The sequence below is a fragment of the Streptomyces sp. NPDC002690 genome, from assembly GCF_053592415.1.
Genome location: NZ_JBSFVR010000038.1, coordinates 14,393 through 35,229, shown reverse-complemented (window position 1 = coordinate 35,229; position 20,837 = coordinate 14,393). Strand labels below are relative to the sequence as shown.

The following is a 20,837-nucleotide window of genomic DNA, read 5'->3' as shown; positions in this document are numbered from 1 at the left end:
GCACGAGGGGCGGCACGGCCGGACCGTGCCGCCCCTCGGCGTGTCCGCACCCCGGCGCTGTCAACCGCGTGTCGCCCGCGTCATTCGGCAGGGCGATACCGGTCCACGTATTCGGTGAGCGCCGGTGACGTTCCGGTCCGCCCCGGCGGACACGTTCGACCACGCCAGAGCCGTGCACCCCGCCCGTACCCGCGGGAAGGGGCGCCCGACCCTCGCACGTCCTTATGCGTATCGAACGGAAGACCCGAACGGTGGTACGGCAGAATGACCGTGCCCGGTCGGACACTCAGCGATGGAACGGCGATATGACGACTGCAGCGGTAGATCACCACTCCTCGACGCAGGCCGAGGACGGCGGTAAACGCACCATCGGCAGCGGGCGCGCCCTCGCGCTGCTGCTGGTGATCACGGGAGCGGCCGGACTGCTGGCCGCCTGGGTCATCACCATCGACAAGTTCAAGCTCCTGGAAGACCCGAGCTTCACCCCCGGATGCAGCCTGAACCCGGTGGTGGCCTGCGGCAACGTCATGAAGAGCGAGCAGGCGGCGGCCTTCGGGTTCCCGAACCCGATGATGGGACTCGTCGCCTACCCGATCGTGATCGGCATCGGCATGGCCCTGCTCGCCGGAGCCCGGTTCCGCTCCTGGTACTGGCTCGGCCTCAACGCGGGCATGCTCTTCGGTGTCGGCTTCTGCACCTGGCTCCAGTACCAGTCGCTGTACAACATCAACTCGCTCTGCCTCTGGTGCTGCCTGGCCTGGGTCGCCACGATCACGATGTTCTGCTACGTCACCATCCACAACGTGAAGCACCGCATCCTGCCCGCGCCGTCCTGGCTGCGCAACGCCCTCACCGAATTCCACTGGGCGCCCCCGGTGCTCTGGATCGGCATCATCGGCATGCTGATCCTGACCCGCTGGTGGGACTTCTGGACCAGCTGACCGGCGCCCGCACGGACGGGCCGCGGGTGCGTACGGGCCCGGGGGAGAGCGCTCCGGGCCACCGGCCCCGCCGTCCTGTCGGTGCGGTCGCTTAGGCTTCCTGACGTGGAGCCCGATCTTTTTACCGCAGCAGCCGAAGAACGCCAGGAGAAGGACCCGTCCAGCAGCCCCCTCGCTGTCCGGATGCGTCCCCGGGTCCTGGACGAGGTCCTCGGCCAGCAGCATCTGCTGAAGCAGGGCTCCCCGCTGCGCAGGCTCGTCGGCGAGGCCGGCGGCGGCCCGGCCGGCCCGTCCTCGGTGATCCTCTGGGGCCCGCCCGGCACCGGCAAGACCACCCTCGCGTACGTGGTCAGCAAGGCCACCAACAAGCGGTTCGTCGAGCTCTCGGCGATCACCGCCGGTGTCAAGGAGGTCCGGGCCGTCATCGACGGTGCCCGCCGGGCCTCCGGCGGCTTCGGCAAGGAGACCGTCCTCTTCCTCGACGAGATCCACCGCTTCTCCAAGGCCCAGCAGGACTCCCTGCTCCCCGCTGTCGAGAACCGCTGGGTCACCTTGATCGCGGCGACCACCGAGAACCCCCACTTCTCCATCATCTCGCCGCTGCTGTCGCGCTCCCTGCTGCTCACCCTGGAATCCCTCACCGAGGACGACGTGCGCGCCCTGCTGCGCCGCTCCCTCACCGACGAACGCGGTCTCGGCGGTGCGGTGACGCTCCCCGAGGACGCGGAGGACCATCTGCTGCGCATCGCGGGCGGTGACGCCCGCCGCGCGCTCACCGCGCTGGAGGCCGCCGCCGGGGCCGCCCTGGCGAAGCACGAGACGGAGATCACCCTCTCGACCGTCGAGGAGACGGTCGACCGGGCCGCCGTGCGGTACGACCGGGACGGCGACCAGCACTACGACGTGGCGAGCGCTCTGATCAAGTCGATCCGGGGCTCCGACGTGGACGCGGCGCTGCACTACCTGGCGCGCATGATCGAGGCGGGGGAGGACCCCCGGTTCATCGCCCGCCGGCTGATGATCTCGGCCAGCGAGGACATCGGGCTGGCCGACCCGACCGCACTGCCGACGGCGGTCGCCGCCGCCCAGGCCGTGGCCCTGATCGGCTTCCCCGAAGCGGCCCTCACCCTCAGCCACGCGACCATCGCCCTGGCCCTCGCCCCCAAGTCGAACGCGGCGACCTTGGCGATCATGGCCGCCCGGGAGGACGTCCGTAAGGGCATGGCAGGCCCGGTCCCGGCGCATCTGCGCGACGGCCACTACGCGGGCGCCGCCAAGCTGGGGCACGCCCAGGGATACGTCTACCCGCACGACGTCCCCGGCGGCATCGCCGCCCAGGAGTACGCCCCCGAGGCGGTCCGGGGCCGCCGGTACTACACCCCGACCCGGTACGGCGCCGAGGCCCGGTACGCCGACGTGGCCGACCGGGTCCGCGAGCGCCTCGGCCGCACGGACGGCGACGCCGGGGCGCGCGAGCGCTGACGCCCGGGGGCTCCCTCGCGCGCGTGTGAAGCGTCCCGCCGGTACGGGTCACACCGCCCCCGGTACGAGGAGCTCCGCGGAGCGGGTAGTCTGTAGACGAGTTCGTGTGCGTTCGGGTTGCTCGACGGCAGCCCGACGGTCTTCAAGCCCGCTGGGACGCGGCTGACCACGATCAGAACGGCCTTCCGTCGCTTACGGCACCCTTGTGTGTGCCGTCGCTGCTTCGTGACGTCCGTGATGTGTGTGGTGTTCCCAGGGTGAGACACGCGATCTCCCCACTGAGGTAAACCCCTACAACGGAGGTCTGGAGAACGTGCCTAACCAGTCGCGTCCCAAGGTCAAGAAGTCGCGTGCCCTCGGCATCGCTCTGACGCCCAAGGCTGTCAAGTACTTCGAAGCGCGTCCGTACCCGCCGGGCGAGCACGGCCGTGGCCGCAAGCAGAACTCGGACTACAAGGTCCGTCTGCTGGAGAAGCAGCGCCTGCGTGCGCAGTACGACATCAGCGAGCGCCAGATGGCGCGCGCCTACGACCGCGCCAAGAAGGCCGAAGGCAAGACCGGCGAGGCGCTGGTCGTCGAGCTGGAGCGCCGCCTCGACGCCCTGGTCCTGCGTTCGGGCATCGCCCGCACCATCTACCAGGCCCGTCAGATGGTCGTTCACGGCCACATCGAGGTCAACGGTGGCAAGGTCGACAAGCCGTCGTTCCGCGTGCGCCCCGACGACGTCGTCCAGGTCCGCGAGCGCAGCCGCTCCAAGGTCCCCTTCCAGGTGGCCCGCGAGGGTGGTTACGACACCGACGGTGAGACCCCGCGCTACCTCCAGGTGAACCTGAAGGCCCTGGCCTTCCGCCTGGACCGGGACCCGAACCGCAAGGAAATCCCGGTCATCTGCGACGAGCAGCTCGTCGTCGAGTACTACGCCCGCTGATCCAGGCGCAGCGCTCGCATCAGAGCTCGGGCCCGCCCCTCTCGGTCATCCGGGAGGCGGCGGGCCTTCGCGTTTCCCCGGGCGCGGGCACGCTCGCGGCGGGGCGGCCCCCCGGCGGCGGGGAACCGTCCGCCGGAGGCGGGTTCCCGCCGGCCAGCGCACGCCGGACCGCGGTGTCGAAGTCCAGCAGTGCGCCGGTCCGCAGGGCGGCGCCGTAGGCCGCCTCCCCCAGCTCCCCACGGGCCCGCGCGGCGCACTCCGCGCGCGGAGCGCCGTAGTGGACCGAGCCGAAGACCGGCACCCCCACGGACGGCCAGATCGCCGACGCGGCCCCCTGGAGCACGGCGGCCTCCGTCGCGTCACCCTCCACGACGGTCAGCAGCGCCAGCAGCTCCAGGCAGAGCACGCCGCCCAGCGGATCGTGGAAGCGGTGGCCGGTGGCCAGGGCCTCCAGGAGCATCCGGCGGCACGCCCCGGGGCGGTCCTGCCGCAGCGCCACGAAGGCCAGGACGTACAGCGCGTACGCCCGGACCCACCGCTCCCCGTGGTCGTCGCAGATCTCCTCGACCTCCCGGCAGTTCGCGGCGGCGTCCTCCAGGTCTCCCTGGAACGCCCGCGCCATGCCCAGTTCCACCTGGGCCATCAGGACGTTGCTGTTGAGCTCGCCCACCTCCCGGTAGCGCACGAGCGCGTCCCGCAGCAGCTCCTCCGCGCGCACCACGTCGTCGGTGACGAGGGCCAGGCAGCCCGTCCGGTGCACCGCGTACGCCGCCGCCGAGTCGTCCCCGGACCGCTCGGCCCCCTCCCGGCAGTCCTGGAGCGCGGAGATCGCGCCGACGGCGTCTCCCTGGAGCACCGCCACGTACCCGAGCACCCACTGCGCCTTCAGCCGCGACGGATCGTGGGTGGTCTCCTCGTCGAGCACGTGCTCCAGCCAGTACCTGCCTTCGGCCAGCCGCCCGCAGCCGGCCCAGAAGTACCAGAGGGTTCCCGCCAGGTACTGCGCGAGGTGGACCTCGTCCGACGACTCCATCGAGCACTCCATCGCCCTGCGGAGATTGGGGAGTTCGCACTCGATGCGGGCCGCCACCACCTCCTGCCGGGGCGAGAACCAGTCCAGCTCGCACCAGGTGGCGAGCCCCAGGAACCAGTCCCGGTGGCGCCGTCGCAGGCGCTCCGCGTCGCCGGTGGCCGACAGCCACTGGGCCCCGTACTCGCGGATCGTGTCCAGCAGGCGGTAGCGGGTGCCGGCCGGGGAGTCCTCGCGCAGCACCACCGACTGGGCGAGGAGTGCGTCCAGCACGTCCAGTACGGTGTCGGCCGGCAGGTCCGGACCGCCGCATACGTACTCCGCGGCCTCCAGGTCGAACTGTCCGGCGAAGACGGAGAGCCGCGCCCAGAGCAGCCGCTCCGCGGGCGCGCACAGCTCGTGGCTCCAGCCGATCGCCGTCCGCAGGGTCTGGTGGCGCGGCGGGGCGCTGCGGCTGCCACCCGTCAGCAACCGGAAGCGGTCGTCCAGCCGCTGGAGGATCTGGTCCGGCGCGAGCGCGCGCGTCCGGCCGGCGGCGAGCTCCAGGGCGAGCGGAATCCCGTCCAGGCGCCGGCACAGCTCCCGTACGGTCTCCCGGGCCACTCCGGTGGGCGCGAAGCCGGGCCGTACCGCTCCGGCCCGGGCGGTGAACAGCTCCAGGGCGTCCTCCTCGCCCATCGGCGCGAGCGGGTGGAGCCGCTCGCCGTCCACCCGCAGCGGGAGCCGGCCGGCCGCCAGCACCCGCAGGCGCGGCGCCCGGCGCAGCAGTTCCTGAACCAGGTCCGCGCATGCCTCGACGTGCTGTTCGTACCCGTCGAGCACCAGCAGCACCTCACGGTCGGCCAGGTGCTCCAGCAGGACCGCCCTGGGCGGCCTGCGCGTGTGGTCGGTCAACCCCAGCGCGTCCACCACCGCGTGCCCCAGCAGGTCGGGATCGCCCAGGCCGGCCAGGTCGGCCACCCCGACCCCATGGCAGTACCGTTTCTCCAGAAGTGCGGCGACGCGTACCGCGCAGCGGGTCTTCCCGACGCCCGCCACACCGACGACGGTGACCAGCCGGGACTCCTCCAGTAGCGCGCCGAGAACGGCGAGATCGTCGTGGCGTCCGACGAAGGTGTTCAGCTCCGCGGGAAGCCCGCTGCGCCGAGGGGCGGACCCGGAGCCCTGATCGTCGGGTCCGGGGAGCCGGCCCTGAAGACGTCGCATGAAACACGCAGAGTACTGGTCCGGAAGCGCTGCGTACAAACTTCTCCCGCGAACCCGCCCCGGCCACGGGGTAATGCGGTACAGGGCGTGACGCCCGGCGCGATAGGCTCGTCGATACGACGACTGGCCGGAGCGGCGGGTTCGCACCCGGGCGCCGCGGCCGGTCGGGACGGTGACAGGCCCCCCAGGGGCGAGCGACAAGCAGGGAGCGGTGCACAGTGTCCGGTGGAGAGGTGGCCGGGATTCTGGTGGCCGTCTTCTGGGCGATCCTGGTCTCGTTCCTCGCCGTGGTGCTGGTGAGGCTGGCCCAGACGCTCAGGGCGACCACCAAGCTCGTCGCGGACGTCACCGAGCAGGCCGTACCGCTGCTCGCCGACGCCTCCGCGACCGTACGCTCCGCGCAGACCCAGCTGGACAAGGTCGACGCCATCGCGTCGGACGTCCAGGAGGTCACCTCCAACGCCTCCGCCCTCTCCACCACCGTCGCCTCGACCTTCGGCGGCCCGCTGGTGAAGGTCGCGGCCTTCGGCTACGGCGTACGCCAGGCCCTCGGCCGCCGGAGCGCACCGGAGCCCGCGCGTGAGAGTCAGGCCGCCCGCCGTACCGTGGTCGTCGGACGAACCGTGCCGTCCGCCCGCAAGAAGCGGAACGGGCGCAGCTCCCGCGGACAGAAGGACTGAACCAGCGATGTTCCGCCGAACCTTCTGGTTCACCGCCGGCGCGGCCGCCGGCGTGTGGGCCACCACCAAGGTGAACCGCAAGATCAAGCAGCTCAGCCCCGAGAGCCTCGCGGCGCAGGCCGCGGACAAGGCGATCGAGACCGGTCACCGGCTCAAGGACTTCGCCCTCGACGTGCGCGAGGGCATGGTCCGCCGCGAGGCCGAACTCGGCGGAGCGCTGGGCCTGGACGCACCGGTCGATCCGGAGCTCCCCGTACGGCGCCACCGGGCCGTCGAAGCGGCCGGACCCGCGCGCCGCGCGGACGAGGCACCCTTGTACCGCACCCTCCCCTACAACTCGAACAACCGGAATGAGGACCACTGATGGAGTCGGCCGAAATTCGCCGTCGCTGGCTGAGCTTCTTCGAGGAGCGCGGTCACACCGTCGTCCCCTCGGCGTCGCTCATCGCGGACGACCCGACTCTGCTGCTGGTCAACGCGGGCATGGTGCCCTTCAAGCCGTACTTCCTCGGTGAGGCCAAGCCGCCGGCCCCCCGCGCCACCAGCGTGCAGAAGTGTGTCCGTACCCCGGACATCGAAGAGGTCGGCAAGACCACCCGGCACGGCACGTTCTTCCAGATGTGCGGCAACTTCTCCTTCGGCGACTACTTCAAGGAAGGCGCCATCAAGCACGCCTGGGAGCTGCTCACCAGCTCCGTGGCGGACGGCGGCTTCGGCCTGGAGCCGGAGAAGCTCTGGATCACCGTCTACCTCGACGACGACGAGGCCGAGACGATCTGGCGCGACGTGATCGGCGTGCCCTCCGAGCGCATCCAGCGCCTCGGCAAGAAGGACAACTTCTGGTCCATGGGCGTCCCCGGTCCCTGCGGCCCCTGCTCCGAGATCAACTACGACCGCGGCCCCGAGTTCGGTGCCGAGGGCGGCCCGGCCGTCAACGACGAGCGCTACGTGGAGATCTGGAACCTGGTCTTCATGCAGTTCGAACGCGGCGCCGGTGACGGCAAGGAGGACTTCCCGATCCTCGGGGACCTGCCGTCCAAGAACATCGACACCGGTCTCGGCCTCGAACGCCTCGCGATGATCCTGCAGGGCGTGCAGAACATGTACGAGACCGACACCCTGCGCGTCGTCATGGACAAGGCCACCGAGCTCACCGGAGTCCGCTACGGCGCCGCGCACACCACGGACGTCTCCATGCGCGTGGTCGCCGACCACATGCGCACCTCCGTCATGCTCATCGGTGACGGCGTCACCCCGGGCAACGAGGGCCGCGGCTACGTGCTGCGCCGCATCATGCGCCGCGCCATCCGCAACATGCGCCTCATGGGCGCCTCCGGTGCCGTCGTGCATGACCTGATCGACGTCGTCATCGACACGATGGGGCAGCAGTACCCGGAGCTCCTGACCGACCGCAAGCGCATCGAGACCGTCGCGCTCGCCGAGGAGACCGCCTTCCTCAAGGCCCTCAAGGGCGGCACCAACATCCTGGAGACCGCCGTCACCGAGACCAAGGCCGCCGGCGGCCAGGTCCTCGCCGGCGACAAGGCGTTCCTGCTCCACGACACCTGGGGCTTCCCGATCGACCTGACCCTGGAGATGGCCGCCGAACAGGGCCTGGCCGTCGACGAGGACGGCTTCCGCCGCCTCATGCAGGAGCAGCGCGACAAGGCCAAGGCCGACGCCCGCGCCAAGAAGACCGGTCACGCCGACCTCTCCGCCTACCGCGAGGTCGCCGACACCGCCGGCGCCACGGAGTTCACCGGCTACACCACCACCACGGGCGAGTCGACCGTCGTCGGCCTCCTCGTCAACGGTGTGCCCTCGCCCGCCGCCAGCGAGGGCGACGAGGTCGAGGTCGTCCTCGACCGCACCCCGTTCTACGCCGAGGGCGGCGGCCAGCTCGCCGACACCGGCCGCATCCGCCTCGACAGCGGTGCCGTCGTGGAGGTCCGCGACGTCCAGAAGCCGGTCCCCGGTGTCAGCGTGCACAAGGGCGTCGTCCAGGTCGGCGAGGTGACCGTGGGCTCGTCCGCGTACGCCACGATCGACATCACGCGGCGCCGGGCCATCGCCCGCGCCCACTCCGCCACCCACCTCACCCACCAGGCGCTGCGCGACGCGCTCGGCCCGACGGCCGCCCAGGCCGGTTCGGAGAACTCCCCGGGCCGCTTCCGCTTCGACTTCGGTTCGCCCGCCGCCGTTCCCGGCACGGTCCTCGTCGACGTCGAGCAGAAGATCAACGAGGTCCTCTCCCGGGAACTCGACGTCCAGGCCGAGGTCATGTCCATCGACGAGGCCAAGAAGCAGGGCGCCATCGCCGAGTTCGGCGAGAAGTACGGCGAGCGGGTCCGGGTCGTCACCATCGGCGACTTCTCCAAGGAGCTGTGCGGCGGCACGCACGTCCACAACACCTCCCAGCTGGGCCTGGTGAAGCTGCTCGGCGAGTCCTCCATCGGTTCCGGGGTGCGCCGTATCGAGGCCCTGGTGGGCGTGGACGCGTACAACTTCCTCGCCAAGGAGCACACGGTCGTCGCCCAGCTCCAGGAGCTGGTCAAGGGCCGCTCCGAGGAGCTGCCGGAGAAGATCTCCGCCATGCTCGGCAAGCTGAAGGACGCCGAGAAGGAGATCGAGAAGTTCCGCGCGGAGAAGGTCCTCCAGGCCGCCGCCGGTCTGGTCGAGTCCGCCAAGGACGTACGCGGTGTCGCCCTGGTCACCGGCCAGGTGCCGGACGGCACCTCCGCCGACGACCTGCGCCGCCTGGTGCTCGACGTGCGCGGCCGTATCCAGGGCGGCCGGGCCGCCGTGGTGGCCCTCTTCACCACGGCCAACGGACGCCCGCTGACGGTCATCGCCACCAACGAGGCCGCCCGCGAGCGCGGTCTCAAGGCCGGCGACCTGGTGCGCACGGCTGCCAAGACCCTCGGTGGCGGTGGCGGCGGCAAGCCGGACGTCGCCCAGGGCGGCGGTCAGAACCCCGACGCCATCGGTGACGCCGTCGCCGCGGTCGAGCGCCTGGTCACCGAGACCGCATGACCGAGGAGAGTGCCCCGATGCGTCGCGGACGCAGGCTCGCGATCGACGTCGGGGACGCCCGGATCGGGGTCGCCTCGTGCGACCCCGACGGCATCCTGGCGACGCCGGTGGAGACCGTGCCGGGACGTGACGTCCCGGCCGCCCACCGGCGGCTCGGCCAGATCGTCGAGGAGTACGAGCCGATCGAGGTCGTCATCGGCCTCCCCCGGTCCCTGGGCGGCGGTGAGGGCCCCGCCGCGGCGAAGATCCGTGCTTTCGCCCAGGTGTTCGCCCGCGCGGTCCATCCGCTGCCGGTACGGCTGGTGGACGAGCGGATGAGCACGGTGACGGCCACCCAGGGGCTGCGCGCCTCGGGCGTCCGGTCCAAGAAGGGGCGGTCCGTCATCGACCAGGCCGCTGCCGTGGTGATCCTGCAGAACGCGCTGGAGTCCGAACGGGCGTCAGGGCATGCACCTGGCGAGGGCGTCGAAGTGGTGCTGTGATCGCGATACGGTAACGTTCCGCGCGATGCTGCGGTGTTCGAACAGCCCGCACGGCGAAGCGAAGAGACGGCAACGCGCGTCTCGCGGCTCTAGGGGATCGATGACTGAGTATGGCCGGGGCGCAGGTCCCGAACCGTGGCATCCCGAAGATCCCCTCCAGGGGGACCAGGGCTGGGCAGCCCAGGAAGCGTCGCAGGACCCGAACTCCTACGGCGGCCATCCGCAGGACCCCTACGCCCCGCAGCATCAGCAGCCCTACCCGCAGGACCCGTACGCCCAGCATCAGCAGGGCTACGGCAATGCGCAGGACCCGTATGCCCAGCAGCAGTCCTACCCTCCGCAGGGTTACGGCAATCCCCAGGACCCCTACGGGCACCAGCAGCAACAGCAACAGCAGCAGTACCAGCAGCCCCAGGGTGGCGGCTACGAGCAGCAGCAGTACGAGCAGCAGCAGTACGGACAACAGCAGCAGTCGTACGGGCAGCAGCCGTACGACCCGTCCCAGCCCGGATACGACCAGGGCTGGGAAACCGGTCAGCAGCCCGTCATGCCGTACGGCGCACAGCCCCACGACCCGTACGGCTACCCGGCGGAGAACTACGGCGCCCCCGGTGACCAGTACGCCACCGAGGAGGCCTTCCCGCCGCCTCAGCCGCCGGGCCGCCGTACCGCGCCCGAGCCTCAGCCCCCGTCGCAGACGGACTGGGACCCGGACGAGCCGGTGGAGGAGACGCACCCCTTCTTCACCGGGTCCGACACACCGGAGGAGCGCCGGGGCCGCGGCGGACGTGGCAAGAACGCCTCCGACGAGCCGGACCGGGACTCCGACCCGGACGACGGCGCCGACTCCGAGTACGACGACGACCCGCGCTCCGGCCGGCGCGGCGGCCGGCCCAAGGGCAAGAAGAAGAGCCGCAACGGCTGCGCCTGCCTCGTCGTGTCACTGGTCCTCGTCGGCGGCCTCGGCGGTGTGTCCTACTTCGGGTACAGCTACTGGAAGCAGCAGTTCGGCGCCCCCGAGGACTACGAGGGGATGGGCACCGGCCCGCAGGTCGAGGTCGAGATCCCCAAGAACGCGCTCGGCTACGACATCGCCAACAAGCTGAAGAAGCAGGGCGTCATCAAGTCCGTCGACGCCTTCGTCTCCGCGCAGAACTCCAACCCCAAGGGCAACTCGATCCAGGCGGGCGTCTACCTCCTCAACAAGGAGATGTCGGCGGCCAACGCGGTCAAGATGATGCTCGACCCGAAGAGCCAGAACGCGCTGGTGATCCCGGAGGGCACCCGGAACGCCAAGATCTACGAAATGATCGACCAGCGGATCGGTCTGGACAAAGGCGCCACCGAGAAGGTCGCGCGCGCGAAGGCCGCCGACCTCGGTCTGCCGGGTTGGGCGAAGAACCACCCGGACCTCAAGGACCCGCTGGAGGGCTTCCTCTTCCCCGCCGCGTACCCGGTGGCCAAGGGGTCCAAGCCGGAAGACGCGCTCAAGCGGATGGTCGACCGCGCCAACGAGGAGTACAGCAAGCTCGACCTCGAGGGCGCGGCGAAGAAGTACGACCTGGACGGCCCGTGGCAGGTACTGACCGTCGCCAGCCTGGTCCAGGCGGAGGGCATCTCCCACGACGACTTCCGCAAGATGGCCGAGGTGGTCTACAACCGCCTGCAGCCGGACAACACGATCACCAACCGCAAGCTCGAATTCGACTCCGCGTTCAACTACCTGAAGAAGCAGAGCAAGATCACGATCGGGTCGAACGAGATCCGCACCAACCCGGACCTCTACAACACCTACTACCACACGGGGCTACCGCCGGGTCCGATCAGCAACCCGGGGGACGAGGCGATCAGTGCGACCCTCAACCCGACGGCCGACGGGTGGATGTTCTTCATCTCGCTCGACGGAAAGAAGACCGACTTCACCAAGACGGTGGAGGAGCACGAAGCGCTCAACGAGAAGTTCAAGGAAATGCATGGCCTCCAGTGAGGGACCCCGCCGCGCCGCGGTCCTCGGCTCCCCGATCGCCCACTCGCTCTCCCCGGTCCTGCACCGGGCCGCGTACGCGGAACTCGGCCTCGACCACTGGTCGTACGAACGCTTCGACGTGGACGAGGCGGGACTCCCGGGCTTCTTCGGCGGCCTGGACACGACCTGGGCCGGGCTGTCGCTGACCATGCCGCTCAAGCGGGCGGTCATCCCGCTGCTCGACGGGATCAGCGACACCGCGGCCTCCGTCGAGGCCGTCAACACGGTCGTGTTCACGGAGGACGGCCGGCGGGTCGGGGACAACACCGACATTCCCGGGATGGTCGCGGCACTGCGCGAGCGAGGCGTCGACAAGGTGGAGTCGGCGGCCGTCCTCGGCGCGGGCGCGACCGCCTCCTCGGCGCTGGCCGCGCTCTCCCAGATCTGTGCGGGACCGGTCACCACCTACGTGCGCAGCCGCGCGCGGGCCGACGAGATGCGCGGCTGGGGCGAGCGCCTCGGCGTGGACGTCTCCGTCGCCGACTGGGCCGACGCCGCCGAGGCCTTCACCGCCCCGCTCGTCGTCGCCACCACTCCGGCCGGCACCACCGACGCCCTCGCCGCCGCCGTCCCCGCCGCACCCGGCACCCTCTTCGACGTGCTGTACGAGCCCTGGCCCACCGCGCTGGCCACCGCGTGGGCGGACCGGGGCGGGGCCGTGGTCGGCGGCCTCGACCTGCTGGTCCACCAGGCGGTCCTCCAGGTCGAGCAGATGACGGGCCGCTCGCCGGCGCCGCTGGCCGCCATGCGGGCGGCGGGAGAGGCGGCGCTCGCGGCACGCTGAGCGCCGCCCCGGGCCCTTTGCCGAGCCCCGGGGACCTGCACGGACGTACCTGAAGCGTCCGTCTGCTGGACCGGGGGCCTGTCCGCCCCCCAGGTCGTGGGAGGATCGGGGGCGGCGGGCCAGGGCCGCGCACCCGGCCGTGCCGTTGCAGTATTTGCGCGCGAGCATGAGGAGCACCGTTGAGCAGGTTGCGCTGGCTGACCGCAGGGGAGTCGCACGGCCCCGCACTCGTGGCGACGCTGGAGGGTCTTCCCGCCGGCGTCCCGGTCACCACGGAGATGGTGGCCGACGCCCTCGCACGGCGGCGGCTCGGTTACGGGCGCGGTGCCCGGATGAAGTTCGAGCAGGACGAGGTCACCTTCCTCGGCGGCGTGCGCCACGGCCTCACCATGGGGTCCCCGGTCGCCGTCATGGTCGGCAACACCGAGTGGCCCAAGTGGGAGCAGGTCATGTCCGCCGACCCGGTGGACGAGGAGGAGCTGGCCGCGCTGGCCCGCAACGCTCCGCTGACGCGCCCCCGGCCCGGCCACGCCGACCTGGCGGGCATGCAGAAGTACGGATTCGACGAGGCCCGGCCGATCCTGGAGCGCGCCAGCGCCCGGGAGACGGCCGCCCGTGTGGCGCTCGGCGCCGTCGCCCGCTCCTACCTCAAGGAGACCGCGGGCATCGAGATCGTCAGCCACGTCGTGGAACTGGCCGCCGCCAAGGCGCCGTATGGCGTGCTGCCGACCCCGGCCGACGTCCCCGCGCTCGACGCCGACCCGGTCCGCTGCCTCGACCAGGACGCGTCGAAGGCGATGGTCGCCGAGATCGACCAGGCCCACAAGGACGGCGACACCCTCGGCGGAGTCGTCGAGGTCCTCGCGTACGGCGTGCCCGTGGGACTCGGCTCGCACGTGCACTGGGACCGTCGCCTCGACGCCCGGCTCGCCTCCGCCCTGATGGGCATCCAGGCGATCAAGGGCGTGGAGGTCGGCGACGGCTTCGACCTCGCCCGGGTACCCGGCTCCAAGGCCCATGACGAGATCCTCGTCACCGAGGACGGCATCAAGCGCGCCACCGGCCGGGCCGGCGGCACCGAGGGCGGCCTGACCACCGGTGAGCTGCTGCGCGTCCGCGCCGCGATGAAGCCGATCGCGACCGTGCCCCGCGCGCTGGCCACCGTCGACGTGGTGACCGGCGAGCCCGCCAAGGCCCACCACCAGCGCTCCGACGTCTGTGCCGTGCCGGCCGCCGGGATCGTCGCCGAGGCCATGGTCGCCCTGGTGCTCGCCGACGCCGTCGCCGAGAAGTTCGGCGGGGACAGCGTCGCCGAGACGCGCCGGAACGTGCGGGGGTACCTCGACAACCTGCAGATCCGATGAGCGCGCCGCTGGTCGTCCTCGTCGGCCCCATGGGGGTCGGCAAGTCCACGATCGGTGAGCTCCTCGCCGGGCTGCTCCGAGCCCCCTACCGCGACACCGACGCCGACGTGGTGGCGACGGCGGGCAAGCCCATCTCGGAGATCTTCTTCGACGAGGGCGAGGAGCGCTTCCGCGAACTGGAACGCCGTGCCGTGCGCGAGGCCGTCACCGGACACACCGGTGTGCTCGCGCTCGGCGGCGGGGCCGTGCTCGACGAGGGCACCCGGGCCCTGCTGGCCGGGCACGCCGTCGTCTACCTCTCCATGGACGTGGAAGAGGCGGTCAAGCGTGTCGGACTGGGCACCGCGCGTCCGCTGCTGGCCGTCAACCCGCGCCGGCAGTGGCGCGAGATGATGGAACTCCGCCGCCATCTGTACGAAGAGGTGGCGCGGGTGACCGTCGCCACCGACGACCGCACCCCCGACGAGATCGCCCGCGAGATCCTCGACGCACTGGAACTGCCGGAACGCGACACCACGCCCGGCCGGGAGAAGACAGCAATGACCGAGCAGGCCCCCACCCGTATCCAGGTCGCCGGCACCGAGGGCAGCGCCCCGTACGAGGTGCTGGTCGGCCGGCAGCTCCTCGGCGAACTGCCGAAGCTCATCGGCGACCGCGCCAAGCGCGTCGCGGTGCTGCACCCCGAGGCACTCGCCGAGACCGGCGAGGCGGTCCGCGAGGACCTCGCCTCCCAGGGGTACGAGGCCATCGCGATCCAGCTGCCGAACGCCGAGGAGGCCAAGACCGTCGAGGTCGCGGCCTACTGCTGGAAGGCGCTCGGGCAGACCGGCTTCACCCGCAGCGACGTCATCGTCGGTGTCGGCGGCGGAGCCACCACCGACGTCGCGGGGTTCGTCGCGGCGAGCTGGCTGCGCGGGGTGCGCTGGATCGCCGTCCCCACGACGGTCCTCGGCATGGTCGACGCGGCCGTCGGCGGCAAGACGGGCATCAACACCGCCGAGGGCAAGAACCTCGTCGGCGCCTTCCACCCGCCGGCCGGGGTGCTCTGCGACCTGGCCGCCCTGGACTCGCTCCCGGTGCACGACTACGTCTCCGGAATGGCCGAGATCATCAAGGCCGGTTTCATCGCCGACCCGGTGATCCTCGACCTCGTCGAGTCGGACCCCGAGGGCGCCCGTACGCCCGCAGGACCGCACACCGCCGAGCTGATCGAGCGCTCCATCCGGGTCAAGGCCGAAGTCGTCTCCAGCGACCTCAAGGAGTCCGGACTCCGCGAGATCCTCAACTACGGCCACACCCTCGGCCACGCGATCGAGAAGAACGAGCGCTACAAGTGGCGCCACGGGGCCGCCGTCTCGATCGGCCTGGTCTTCGCCGCCGAGCTGGGCCGGCTCGCCGGACGGCTCGACGACGCCACCGCCGACCGGCACCGCGCCGTCCTCGCGTCGGTCGGGCTGCCGCTCACCTACCGCGGCGACCAGTGGCCCCGCCTGCTGGAGAACATGAAGCTCGACAAGAAGTCCCGCGGCGACCTGCTGCGCTTCATCGTCCTCGACGCGCTCGGCAAGCCCACCGTCCTGGAGGGCCCGGACCCGGCCGTCCTGCTCGCCGCCTACGGAGAGGTCTCCGCGTGACCCGCCAAGTGCTCGTGCTGAACGGCCCGAACCTCGGCCGGCTGGGTTCCCGCGAGCCCGACGTCTACGGGGCCACCTCGTACGCGGGGCTCGTCGAGACCTGCCAGGCGCTCGGCAAGGAACTCGGCTTCGACGTCGAGGTCCGCGAGACCAACGACGAGGGCCAGATGATCCGCTGGCTCCACGAGGCCGCGGACGGCTCGATCCCGGTGGTCATCAACCCCGGTGCGTTCACCCACTACTCGTACGGGATGCGGGACGCGGCCTCCCAGCGCACCGCACCCCTCATCGAGGTGCACATCTCCAACCCGTACGCGCGCGAGGAGTTCCGGCACAACTCCGTGGTCGCGCCGATCGCCACCGGGACCGTCGCCGGATTCGGCATCGGCTCCTACCGGCTGGCGCTGCGCGCGCTGGCCGAGGAGCTGACGGACTGATCCGCCGTCACCGGCCCGCCGGGTGCCCGCGTGCGGGCACCCGGTACGGCCCCGGGACGTTCACCCGGTGAGGGCCAGGGGCGGTACGGTAGCCGTCCGACCAGCGCCAGTTGACCGCACGAGACGGAGTGGCACCGGATGCAGCACGCAGTGGGGGCTCCGTTGCCGCCTCCCCACCGGCCCGGACACGGCCCCGTCGGCGGCCCGCACCACGCCCCGCAGCCGGGCAGCCCCGTGCCGCCGCCCCCGATACCCCAGGCACCCCCGGCACTTCCGGCGCATCCGGTCCCTCAGGCCCAGGGGTGGGCCGGGCCCGGCCCCGACCAGCAGCCCGCACCCCCCTCCCGCGAGGTCACCGGTCACTTCCGGCTGCCGCCGGGCGGCCTCGTGCCGGTGCCCGCGCAGCCCCTCGAACCCGGCACCGGCACCGCGACCCTCGCCGTCCTCCTGATCGGCCCGGCGGGCGCGGGCAAGACCACCGTGGCCAAACTGTGGGCAGACCGCCGCCGGGCGCCCACCGCACACGTCTCCCTGGACGACGTACGCGAGTGGGTACGCTCCGGGTTCGCCGACCCGCAGGCCGGCTGGAACGACCAGTCCGAGGCCCAGTACCGCCTGGCCCGCCGCACCTGTGGCTTCGCCGCCCGCAACTTCCTCGCCAACGGCATCTCCTGCATCCTCGACGACGCCGTCTTCCCCGACCGGCCGGTCATCGGCCTCGGCGGCTGGAAGCGCCACGTCGGGCCGGGCCTGCTCCCGGTGGTCCTCCTGCCCGGCCTGGAGGTGGTCCTGGAGCGCAATGCCGCCCGCACCGGCAACCGCCGCCTCTCCGACGAGGAGGTCGCCCGCATCCACGGCCGAATGGCCGGGTGGTACGGCTCCGGTCTGCCGATCATCGACAACTCGACGTACGACGTCGAGACCACGGCCCGGGTCTTGGACGACGTCCTCGCCCGCGCACTCGCCAGCCCGCCCTCCTGGTAGCCCGTCCAGGCCCGCACCGCCCCCGCCGTCCCCCGTCGGACAGCGCTGACGGGCGGGGCGGCGGATGCGCTCGTACGCTCGGGGCATGTCAGAGGTGTACGCCGTCCGCCGCGGGCTGGTCCGCGACCGGTGCGCCGCCGCCGGATCGGCCGCCGCCCTGGTCTCCCGCCCCGCCAACGTCCGCTATCTCGCCGGCGGGGCGCCTCCCGGTGCCGTCCTGCTGCTCGGCGCCGGAGAGGACGTGCTGCTCTGCCCCCGCGCCCCGGCCGGCGATCCGGCGCACGGGCGTACGGACGAGTCCCTGCGGGTGTCGGTGCTGGGCGGCGGACGAGGGGACGCGGCCGTCGCCGCGGCGAGCCTGGCCGCCACGCACGGCACGGATCGCCTGGCCGTCGAGGAGCACGACCTCACCGTGGCCCGCCACCGGGCCATGACCACCGCCGTCCCCCGGCTCCGCCTCGGGGACCTCGGGACCACCGTGGAGCAGCTGCGGGTGATCAAGGACGAGGAGGAGATCGCCTGTCTGCGCATCGCGGCGGAGATCACCGACCAGGCACTGGGAGAGCTCCTCGAATCGATCCTCGTCGGCCGCACCGAACGCCATCTCTCCCTGGAGCTGGAACGCCGGCTGGTCGACCACGGCGCCGAGGGGCCCGCCTTCGCCACCTCCGTGGCCACCGGGCCCAACTCCGGCCAGGGGCGTCACCGGCCCACCGACCGCAGGGTCGAGGAAGGCGATTTCCTCAGCGTCTGCCTCGGCGCGAGCTACCGCGGCTACCGCTGCGAGATCGCCCGCACCTTCGTCATCGGCACTGCCCCGGCGGACTGGCAGATCGAGCTGTACGACCTCGTTTTCGCCGCTCAGCGCGGTGGCCGGGAGGCTCTGCTGCCGGACGCGACCTACCGTGAGGTGGACCACGCGGCCCGTCATCCACTGGACGCGGCGGGGCACGGCGAGGGGCTCATGCCGCGCACCGGGCACGGGGTCGGACTCGAAATCGACGAGGACCCGCAGTTGGCACCGACAGCCATGGGTAAACTGGACGCTTGCGTGCCGGTCACCGTCGGACCGGGGGTCCACCTCCCGGGCCGGGGCGGTGTCCGGATCGATGACACGCTCGTCGTGCGCCCCGAGGCGGACGGCGGACCCGAGCTACTCACCATTACGACCAAGGAGCTGCTCGCGCTCTAGCGCGCGTTCTTGGCCGTCCACTGCTTTCAGTCCAGGAGATTCCGCAACCGTGGCTTCCACGAACGACCTCAAGAACGGCCTGGTGCTCAAGCTCGACGGAGGCCAGCTCTGGTCCGTCGTCGAGTTCCAGCACGTCAAGCCCGGCAAGGGCCCGGCCTTCGTGCGCACCAAGCTCAAGAACGTGCTCTCCGGCAAGGTCGTCGACAAGACGTTCAACGCCGGCGTGAAGGTCGAAACGGCCACCATCGACCGCCGCGACATGCAGTTCTCGTACATGGACGGCGAGTACTTCGTCTTCATGGACATGAGCACGTACGACCAGCTCATGGTCGACCGCAAGTCCGTCGGCGACACCGCCAACTTCCTGATCGAGGGCTTCACCGCCTCGGTCGCGCAGCACGAGGGCGAGGTGCTCTACGTGGAGCTGCCCGCCGCCGTCGAGCTGACCATCCAGCACACCGACCCGGGTGTCCAGGGCGACCGCTCCACCGGCGGCACCAAGCCCGCCACGCTGGAGACCGGCTACGAGATCGGTGTGCCGCTCTTCATCAGCACCGGCGAGAAGATCAAGGTCGACACCCGTACGGGCGACTACCTCGGCCGGGTGAACAGCTAACCGTGGCTGCCCGGAACAAGGCCCGCAAGCGCGCCTTCCAGATCCTCTTCGAGGCCGACCAGCGCGGTGAGTCCGTGCAGACGGTCCTCGCGGACTGGGTCCGGCACTCGCGGACCGACGACCGTCAGCCCCCGGTCGGCGAATTCACGATGGAGCTCGTCGAGGGGTACGCGCGTTACGCGGACCGGATCGACGACCTCATCGTGACGTACGCCGTGGACTGGGAGATCGACCGCATGCCGGTCGTCGACCGCAGCATCCTCCGGCTCGGCGCGTACGAGCTGATCTGGATGGACGAGACGCCGGACGCCGTCGTCATCGACGAGGCGGTCCAGCTCGCCAAGGAGTTCTCCACGGACGACTCCCCGTCCTTCGTGAACGGAATGCTGGCCCGTTTCAAGGACCTCAAGCCGAACCTGCGCCGCGAGCAGTAGCTCCGGGGCGCCGAGCGTTCAGCCGACGAAGGCCCGTGGTCATCCTGACCGCGGGCCTTCGGCATGCCCGGAGGCCGCCCGGGGGCCCCGGGTGTTTCCTGGGGCCCCGGGGCGCGAGTGTGTCCGGAAACGTCGCCGGGCCGGCGGGAGGACCCGAGAGGGTCTCCCGCCGGCCCGGCGACAGGTGTGCGTGAACGCGGGGCCCCAGGGCCCGGCGGTGGGGCCTCAGCCCTCTTCGTGGGTGACGGCCCGGCGCGCGTCCGCGTCCAGCACGCCCCAGTTGATCAGCTGCTCCGTCAGCACGGAAGGCGACTGGTCGTAGATCACCGCGAGGGTGCGCAGGTCGTCCTGGCGGATCGAGAGGACCTTGCCGTTGTAGTCGCCGCGCTGGCTCTGGATCGTCGCGGCGTAACGCTGCAGCGGTCCGGCCTTCTCCGGCGGGACGTGGGCGAGGCGCTCCAGATCCAGGACGAGCTTCGGCGGCGGCTCGGCAGCGCCGCCGGGGGTCGTGCCCGGCAGCAGCTCCTGGACGGGAACGCCGTAGAAGTCCGCCAGCTCGGCGAGACGCTGGACGGTCACCGCACGGTCGCCACGCTCGTACGAGCCGACGACGACGGCCTTCCAACGGCCCTGCGACTTCTCCTCCACGCCGTGGAGGGAGAGGCCCTGCTGGGTGCGGATGGCGCGGAGCTTGGCCCCGAGCTGTTTTGCGTATTCGCTGGACATAAGGCTCCCCGGACGCTCGAACATGATGCGGCGCCGCCGCGTGGCTGGTGACTCACTGTGAGGTTACGCAGCGTTACTTGGATGCGTCAAGCCGGGAGGTCCCGGGCGGCTCCTCCCGGGGCCGGACAGGGGGCCCCGGAACGGCCCTGGTAACGTGTACGACGTAAATCCCGACGTCCTTTAAGGTCCGTCCCGTGAGGCGGAGAAGGAGGTCCGTTTCTCAATGGACGCACAGCACGAAGGCACCGGCAACGCGGCACGGCCCGTTCTGGAAGCCCCCGACATCGCCCGGGCCCTGACCAGGATCGCCCACGAGATCGTCGAACGCGCCAAGGGCGCCGACGACGTGGTGCTCCTCGGAATCCCCACCCGCGGTGTCTACCTGGCCCGCAGACTGGCCGGGAAGCTCGAAGAGATCACCGGCCGCGCGATGCCGGTCGGATCGCTCGACATCACGATGCACCGCGACGACCTCAGGATGCGTCCCGCGCGCGCCCTGGGACGTACCGACATCCCCGGCGACGGCGTCGACGAACGCCTCGTGATCCTCGTCGACGACGTGCTCTTCTCCGGGCGCACGATCCGTGCCGCCCTCGACGCCCTCGGCGACATCGGCCGACCCCGCGCCGTACAGCTCGCGGTCCTGGTGGACCGCGGCCACCGCGAACTCCCGATCCGCGCCGACTACGTCGGCAAGAACCTCCCGACGTCGCACCGGGAGACGGTCACGGTCCAGCTCGCCGAGGAGGACGGCCGCGACGCCGTGCTGCTCGGAGCGCGGCGGACCGCCCCGGCGGCCGGGCGCTAGCGCCGCCACCGCTACCCGAACGGCACCTCCGTGCGACCCGTCACCGGTCC

At 71.4% G+C, this 20,837-nt stretch carries 19 protein-coding genes; 17 read left to right on the top strand and 2 right to left on the bottom strand.

The genetic code is table 11. From position 1 onward, the window contains the following. The first annotated feature begins 305 nt into the window (after positions 1–305). The 3 genes from ACWD3D_RS08230 to rpsD all read left to right on the top strand — a co-directional run bounded on the left by ACWD3D_RS08230 (position 306) and on the right by rpsD (position 3,351). Entirely contained in the window at positions 306–941 is a 636-nt protein-coding gene (locus ACWD3D_RS08230; protein WP_451460095.1) for a vitamin K epoxide reductase family protein, read from the top strand. A 105-nt stretch (positions 942–1,046) separates the two neighbouring features. Next, entirely contained in the window at positions 1,047–2,423 is a 1,377-nt protein-coding gene (locus ACWD3D_RS08225; protein WP_451460094.1) for a replication-associated recombination protein A, read from the top strand. Between the two features lie 313 nt (positions 2,424–2,736). After that, positions 2,737–3,351: a 30S ribosomal protein S4 gene (gene rpsD, locus ACWD3D_RS08220; protein ID WP_018524225.1), complete on the top strand. Its 615-nt coding sequence runs from the start codon at positions 2,737–2,739 to the stop codon at positions 3,349–3,351. Positions 3,352–3,370: 19 nt separating this feature from the next. Here the strand turns inward: rpsD and ACWD3D_RS08215 are convergent, their stop codons facing one another. Continuing rightward, positions 3,371–5,587 carry an ATP-binding protein gene (locus tag ACWD3D_RS08215; RefSeq protein WP_451460093.1) on the bottom strand — a complete coding sequence of 739 codons (2,217 nt, stop codon included), beginning with the start codon at positions 5,585–5,587 and terminating at the stop codon, positions 3,371–3,373. Between the two features lie 233 nt (positions 5,588–5,820). On the opposite strand from ACWD3D_RS08215, the gene ACWD3D_RS08210 reads away from it, so the two are divergent. The 13 genes from ACWD3D_RS08210 to nusB all read left to right on the top strand — a co-directional run bounded on the left by ACWD3D_RS08210 (position 5,821) and on the right by nusB (position 19,253). After that, a complete protein-coding gene (locus ACWD3D_RS08210) occupies positions 5,821–6,267 on the top strand; it encodes a DUF948 domain-containing protein (protein ID WP_451460097.1) in 447 nt (148 codons plus the stop codon). Between the two features lie 7 nt (positions 6,268–6,274). Continuing rightward, positions 6,275–6,631 (top strand): DUF6167 family protein, encoded by a 357-nt coding sequence (locus ACWD3D_RS08205; RefSeq protein ID WP_451460092.1) that lies wholly within the window; start codon positions 6,275–6,277, stop codon positions 6,629–6,631. After that, the gene (gene alaS / locus ACWD3D_RS08200) at positions 6,631–9,300 is read left to right on the top strand and encodes an alanine--tRNA ligase (protein ID WP_451460091.1); all 2,670 of its coding nucleotides are present in this window, start codon (positions 6,631–6,633) and stop codon (positions 9,298–9,300) included. Before ACWD3D_RS08205 ends, alaS begins: the two co-directional genes overlap by 1 nt. Further along, entirely contained in the window at positions 9,297–9,782 is a 486-nt protein-coding gene (gene ruvX, locus ACWD3D_RS08195) for a Holliday junction resolvase RuvX (protein WP_387372945.1), read from the top strand. Before alaS ends, ruvX begins: the two co-directional genes overlap by 4 nt. Before the next feature lie 100 nt (positions 9,783–9,882). Next, on the top strand, positions 9,883–11,769 hold the full coding sequence (gene mltG, locus ACWD3D_RS08190) for an endolytic transglycosylase MltG (protein ID WP_451460090.1): 1,887 nt from the start codon (positions 9,883–9,885) through the stop codon (positions 11,767–11,769). Continuing rightward, positions 11,756–12,592, top strand: coding sequence for a shikimate dehydrogenase (locus ACWD3D_RS08185; RefSeq protein WP_451460089.1), 837 nt, complete (start codon positions 11,756–11,758; stop codon positions 12,590–12,592). The genes mltG and ACWD3D_RS08185 overlap by 14 nt, the downstream gene beginning before the upstream one ends. Before the next feature lie 179 nt (positions 12,593–12,771). After that, positions 12,772–13,956 carry a chorismate synthase gene (gene aroC / locus ACWD3D_RS08180; RefSeq protein ID WP_451460088.1) on the top strand — a complete coding sequence of 395 codons (1,185 nt, stop codon included), beginning with the start codon at positions 12,772–12,774 and terminating at the stop codon, positions 13,954–13,956. Then, entirely contained in the window at positions 13,953–15,590 is a 1,638-nt protein-coding gene (gene aroB / locus ACWD3D_RS08175; protein ID WP_451460087.1) for a 3-dehydroquinate synthase, read from the top strand. Before aroC ends, aroB begins: the two co-directional genes overlap by 4 nt. Further along, positions 15,587–16,027: a type II 3-dehydroquinate dehydratase gene (gene aroQ, locus ACWD3D_RS08170; protein WP_451460086.1), complete on the top strand. Its 441-nt coding sequence runs from the start codon at positions 15,587–15,589 to the stop codon at positions 16,025–16,027. Before aroB ends, aroQ begins: the two co-directional genes overlap by 4 nt. A gap of 138 nt (positions 16,028–16,165) precedes the next feature. After that, the gene (locus tag ACWD3D_RS08165; protein ID WP_451460085.1) at positions 16,166–17,011 is read left to right on the top strand and encodes a Pro-rich N-terminal domain-containing protein; all 846 of its coding nucleotides are present in this window, start codon (positions 16,166–16,168) and stop codon (positions 17,009–17,011) included. 85 nt (positions 17,012–17,096) lie between these two features. Next, the gene (locus ACWD3D_RS08160) at positions 17,097–18,203 is read left to right on the top strand and encodes a M24 family metallopeptidase (RefSeq protein WP_451460084.1); all 1,107 of its coding nucleotides are present in this window, start codon (positions 17,097–17,099) and stop codon (positions 18,201–18,203) included. Between the two features lie 49 nt (positions 18,204–18,252). Next, the gene (gene efp, locus ACWD3D_RS08155; RefSeq protein ID WP_275495204.1) at positions 18,253–18,819 is read left to right on the top strand and encodes an elongation factor P; all 567 of its coding nucleotides are present in this window, start codon (positions 18,253–18,255) and stop codon (positions 18,817–18,819) included. 2 nt (positions 18,820–18,821) lie between these two features. Further along, positions 18,822–19,253 carry a transcription antitermination factor NusB gene (gene nusB, locus ACWD3D_RS08150; RefSeq protein WP_266702312.1) on the top strand — a complete coding sequence of 144 codons (432 nt, stop codon included), beginning with the start codon at positions 18,822–18,824 and terminating at the stop codon, positions 19,251–19,253. Positions 19,254–19,478: 225 nt separating this feature from the next. Here nusB and bldD read toward each other — a convergent pair whose 3' ends face one another. Next, on the bottom strand, positions 19,479–19,979 hold the full coding sequence (gene bldD, locus ACWD3D_RS08145) for a transcriptional regulator BldD (protein WP_327174691.1): 501 nt from the start codon (positions 19,977–19,979) through the stop codon (positions 19,479–19,481). A 223-nt stretch (positions 19,980–20,202) separates the two neighbouring features. Between bldD and pyrR the strand changes: the two genes are divergently transcribed. After that, positions 20,203–20,787: a bifunctional pyr operon transcriptional regulator/uracil phosphoribosyltransferase PyrR gene (pyrR, locus tag ACWD3D_RS08140; RefSeq protein WP_451460083.1), complete on the top strand. Its 585-nt coding sequence runs from the start codon at positions 20,203–20,205 to the stop codon at positions 20,785–20,787. Positions 20,788–20,837: the final 50 nt, after the last annotated feature.

Bases quoted from the DNA above. Each gene is read 5' to 3' on its own strand.
- ACWD3D_RS08205 (WP_451460092.1), top strand. From the start codon at position 6,275: ATGTTCCGCCGAACCTTCTGGTTCACCGCCGGCGCGGCCGCCGGCGTG.
- ACWD3D_RS08185 (WP_451460089.1), top strand. From the start codon at position 11,756: ATGGCCTCCAGTGAGGGACCCCGCCGCGCCGCGGTCCTCGGCTCCCCG.
- aroB (WP_451460087.1), top strand. From the start codon at position 13,953: ATGAGCGCGCCGCTGGTCGTCCTCGTCGGCCCCATGGGGGTCGGCAAG.
- mltG (WP_451460090.1), top strand. From the start codon at position 9,883: ATGACTGAGTATGGCCGGGGCGCAGGTCCCGAACCGTGGCATCCCGAA.
- pyrR (WP_451460083.1), top strand. From the start codon at position 20,203: ATGGACGCACAGCACGAAGGCACCGGCAACGCGGCACGGCCCGTTCTG.
- ACWD3D_RS08165 (WP_451460085.1), top strand. From the start codon at position 16,166: ATGCAGCACGCAGTGGGGGCTCCGTTGCCGCCTCCCCACCGGCCCGGA.
- ACWD3D_RS08160 (WP_451460084.1), top strand. From the start codon at position 17,097: ATGTCAGAGGTGTACGCCGTCCGCCGCGGGCTGGTCCGCGACCGGTGC.
- ACWD3D_RS08230 (WP_451460095.1), top strand. From the start codon at position 306: ATGACGACTGCAGCGGTAGATCACCACTCCTCGACGCAGGCCGAGGAC.
- alaS (WP_451460091.1), top strand. From the start codon at position 6,631: ATGGAGTCGGCCGAAATTCGCCGTCGCTGGCTGAGCTTCTTCGAGGAG.
- ACWD3D_RS08215 (WP_451460093.1), bottom strand. From the start codon at position 5,587: ATGCGACGTCTTCAGGGCCGGCTCCCCGGACCCGACGATCAGGGCTCC.
- ruvX (WP_387372945.1), top strand. From the start codon at position 9,297: ATGACCGAGGAGAGTGCCCCGATGCGTCGCGGACGCAGGCTCGCGATC.
- bldD (WP_327174691.1), bottom strand. From the start codon at position 19,979: ATGTCCAGCGAATACGCAAAACAGCTCGGGGCCAAGCTCCGCGCCATC.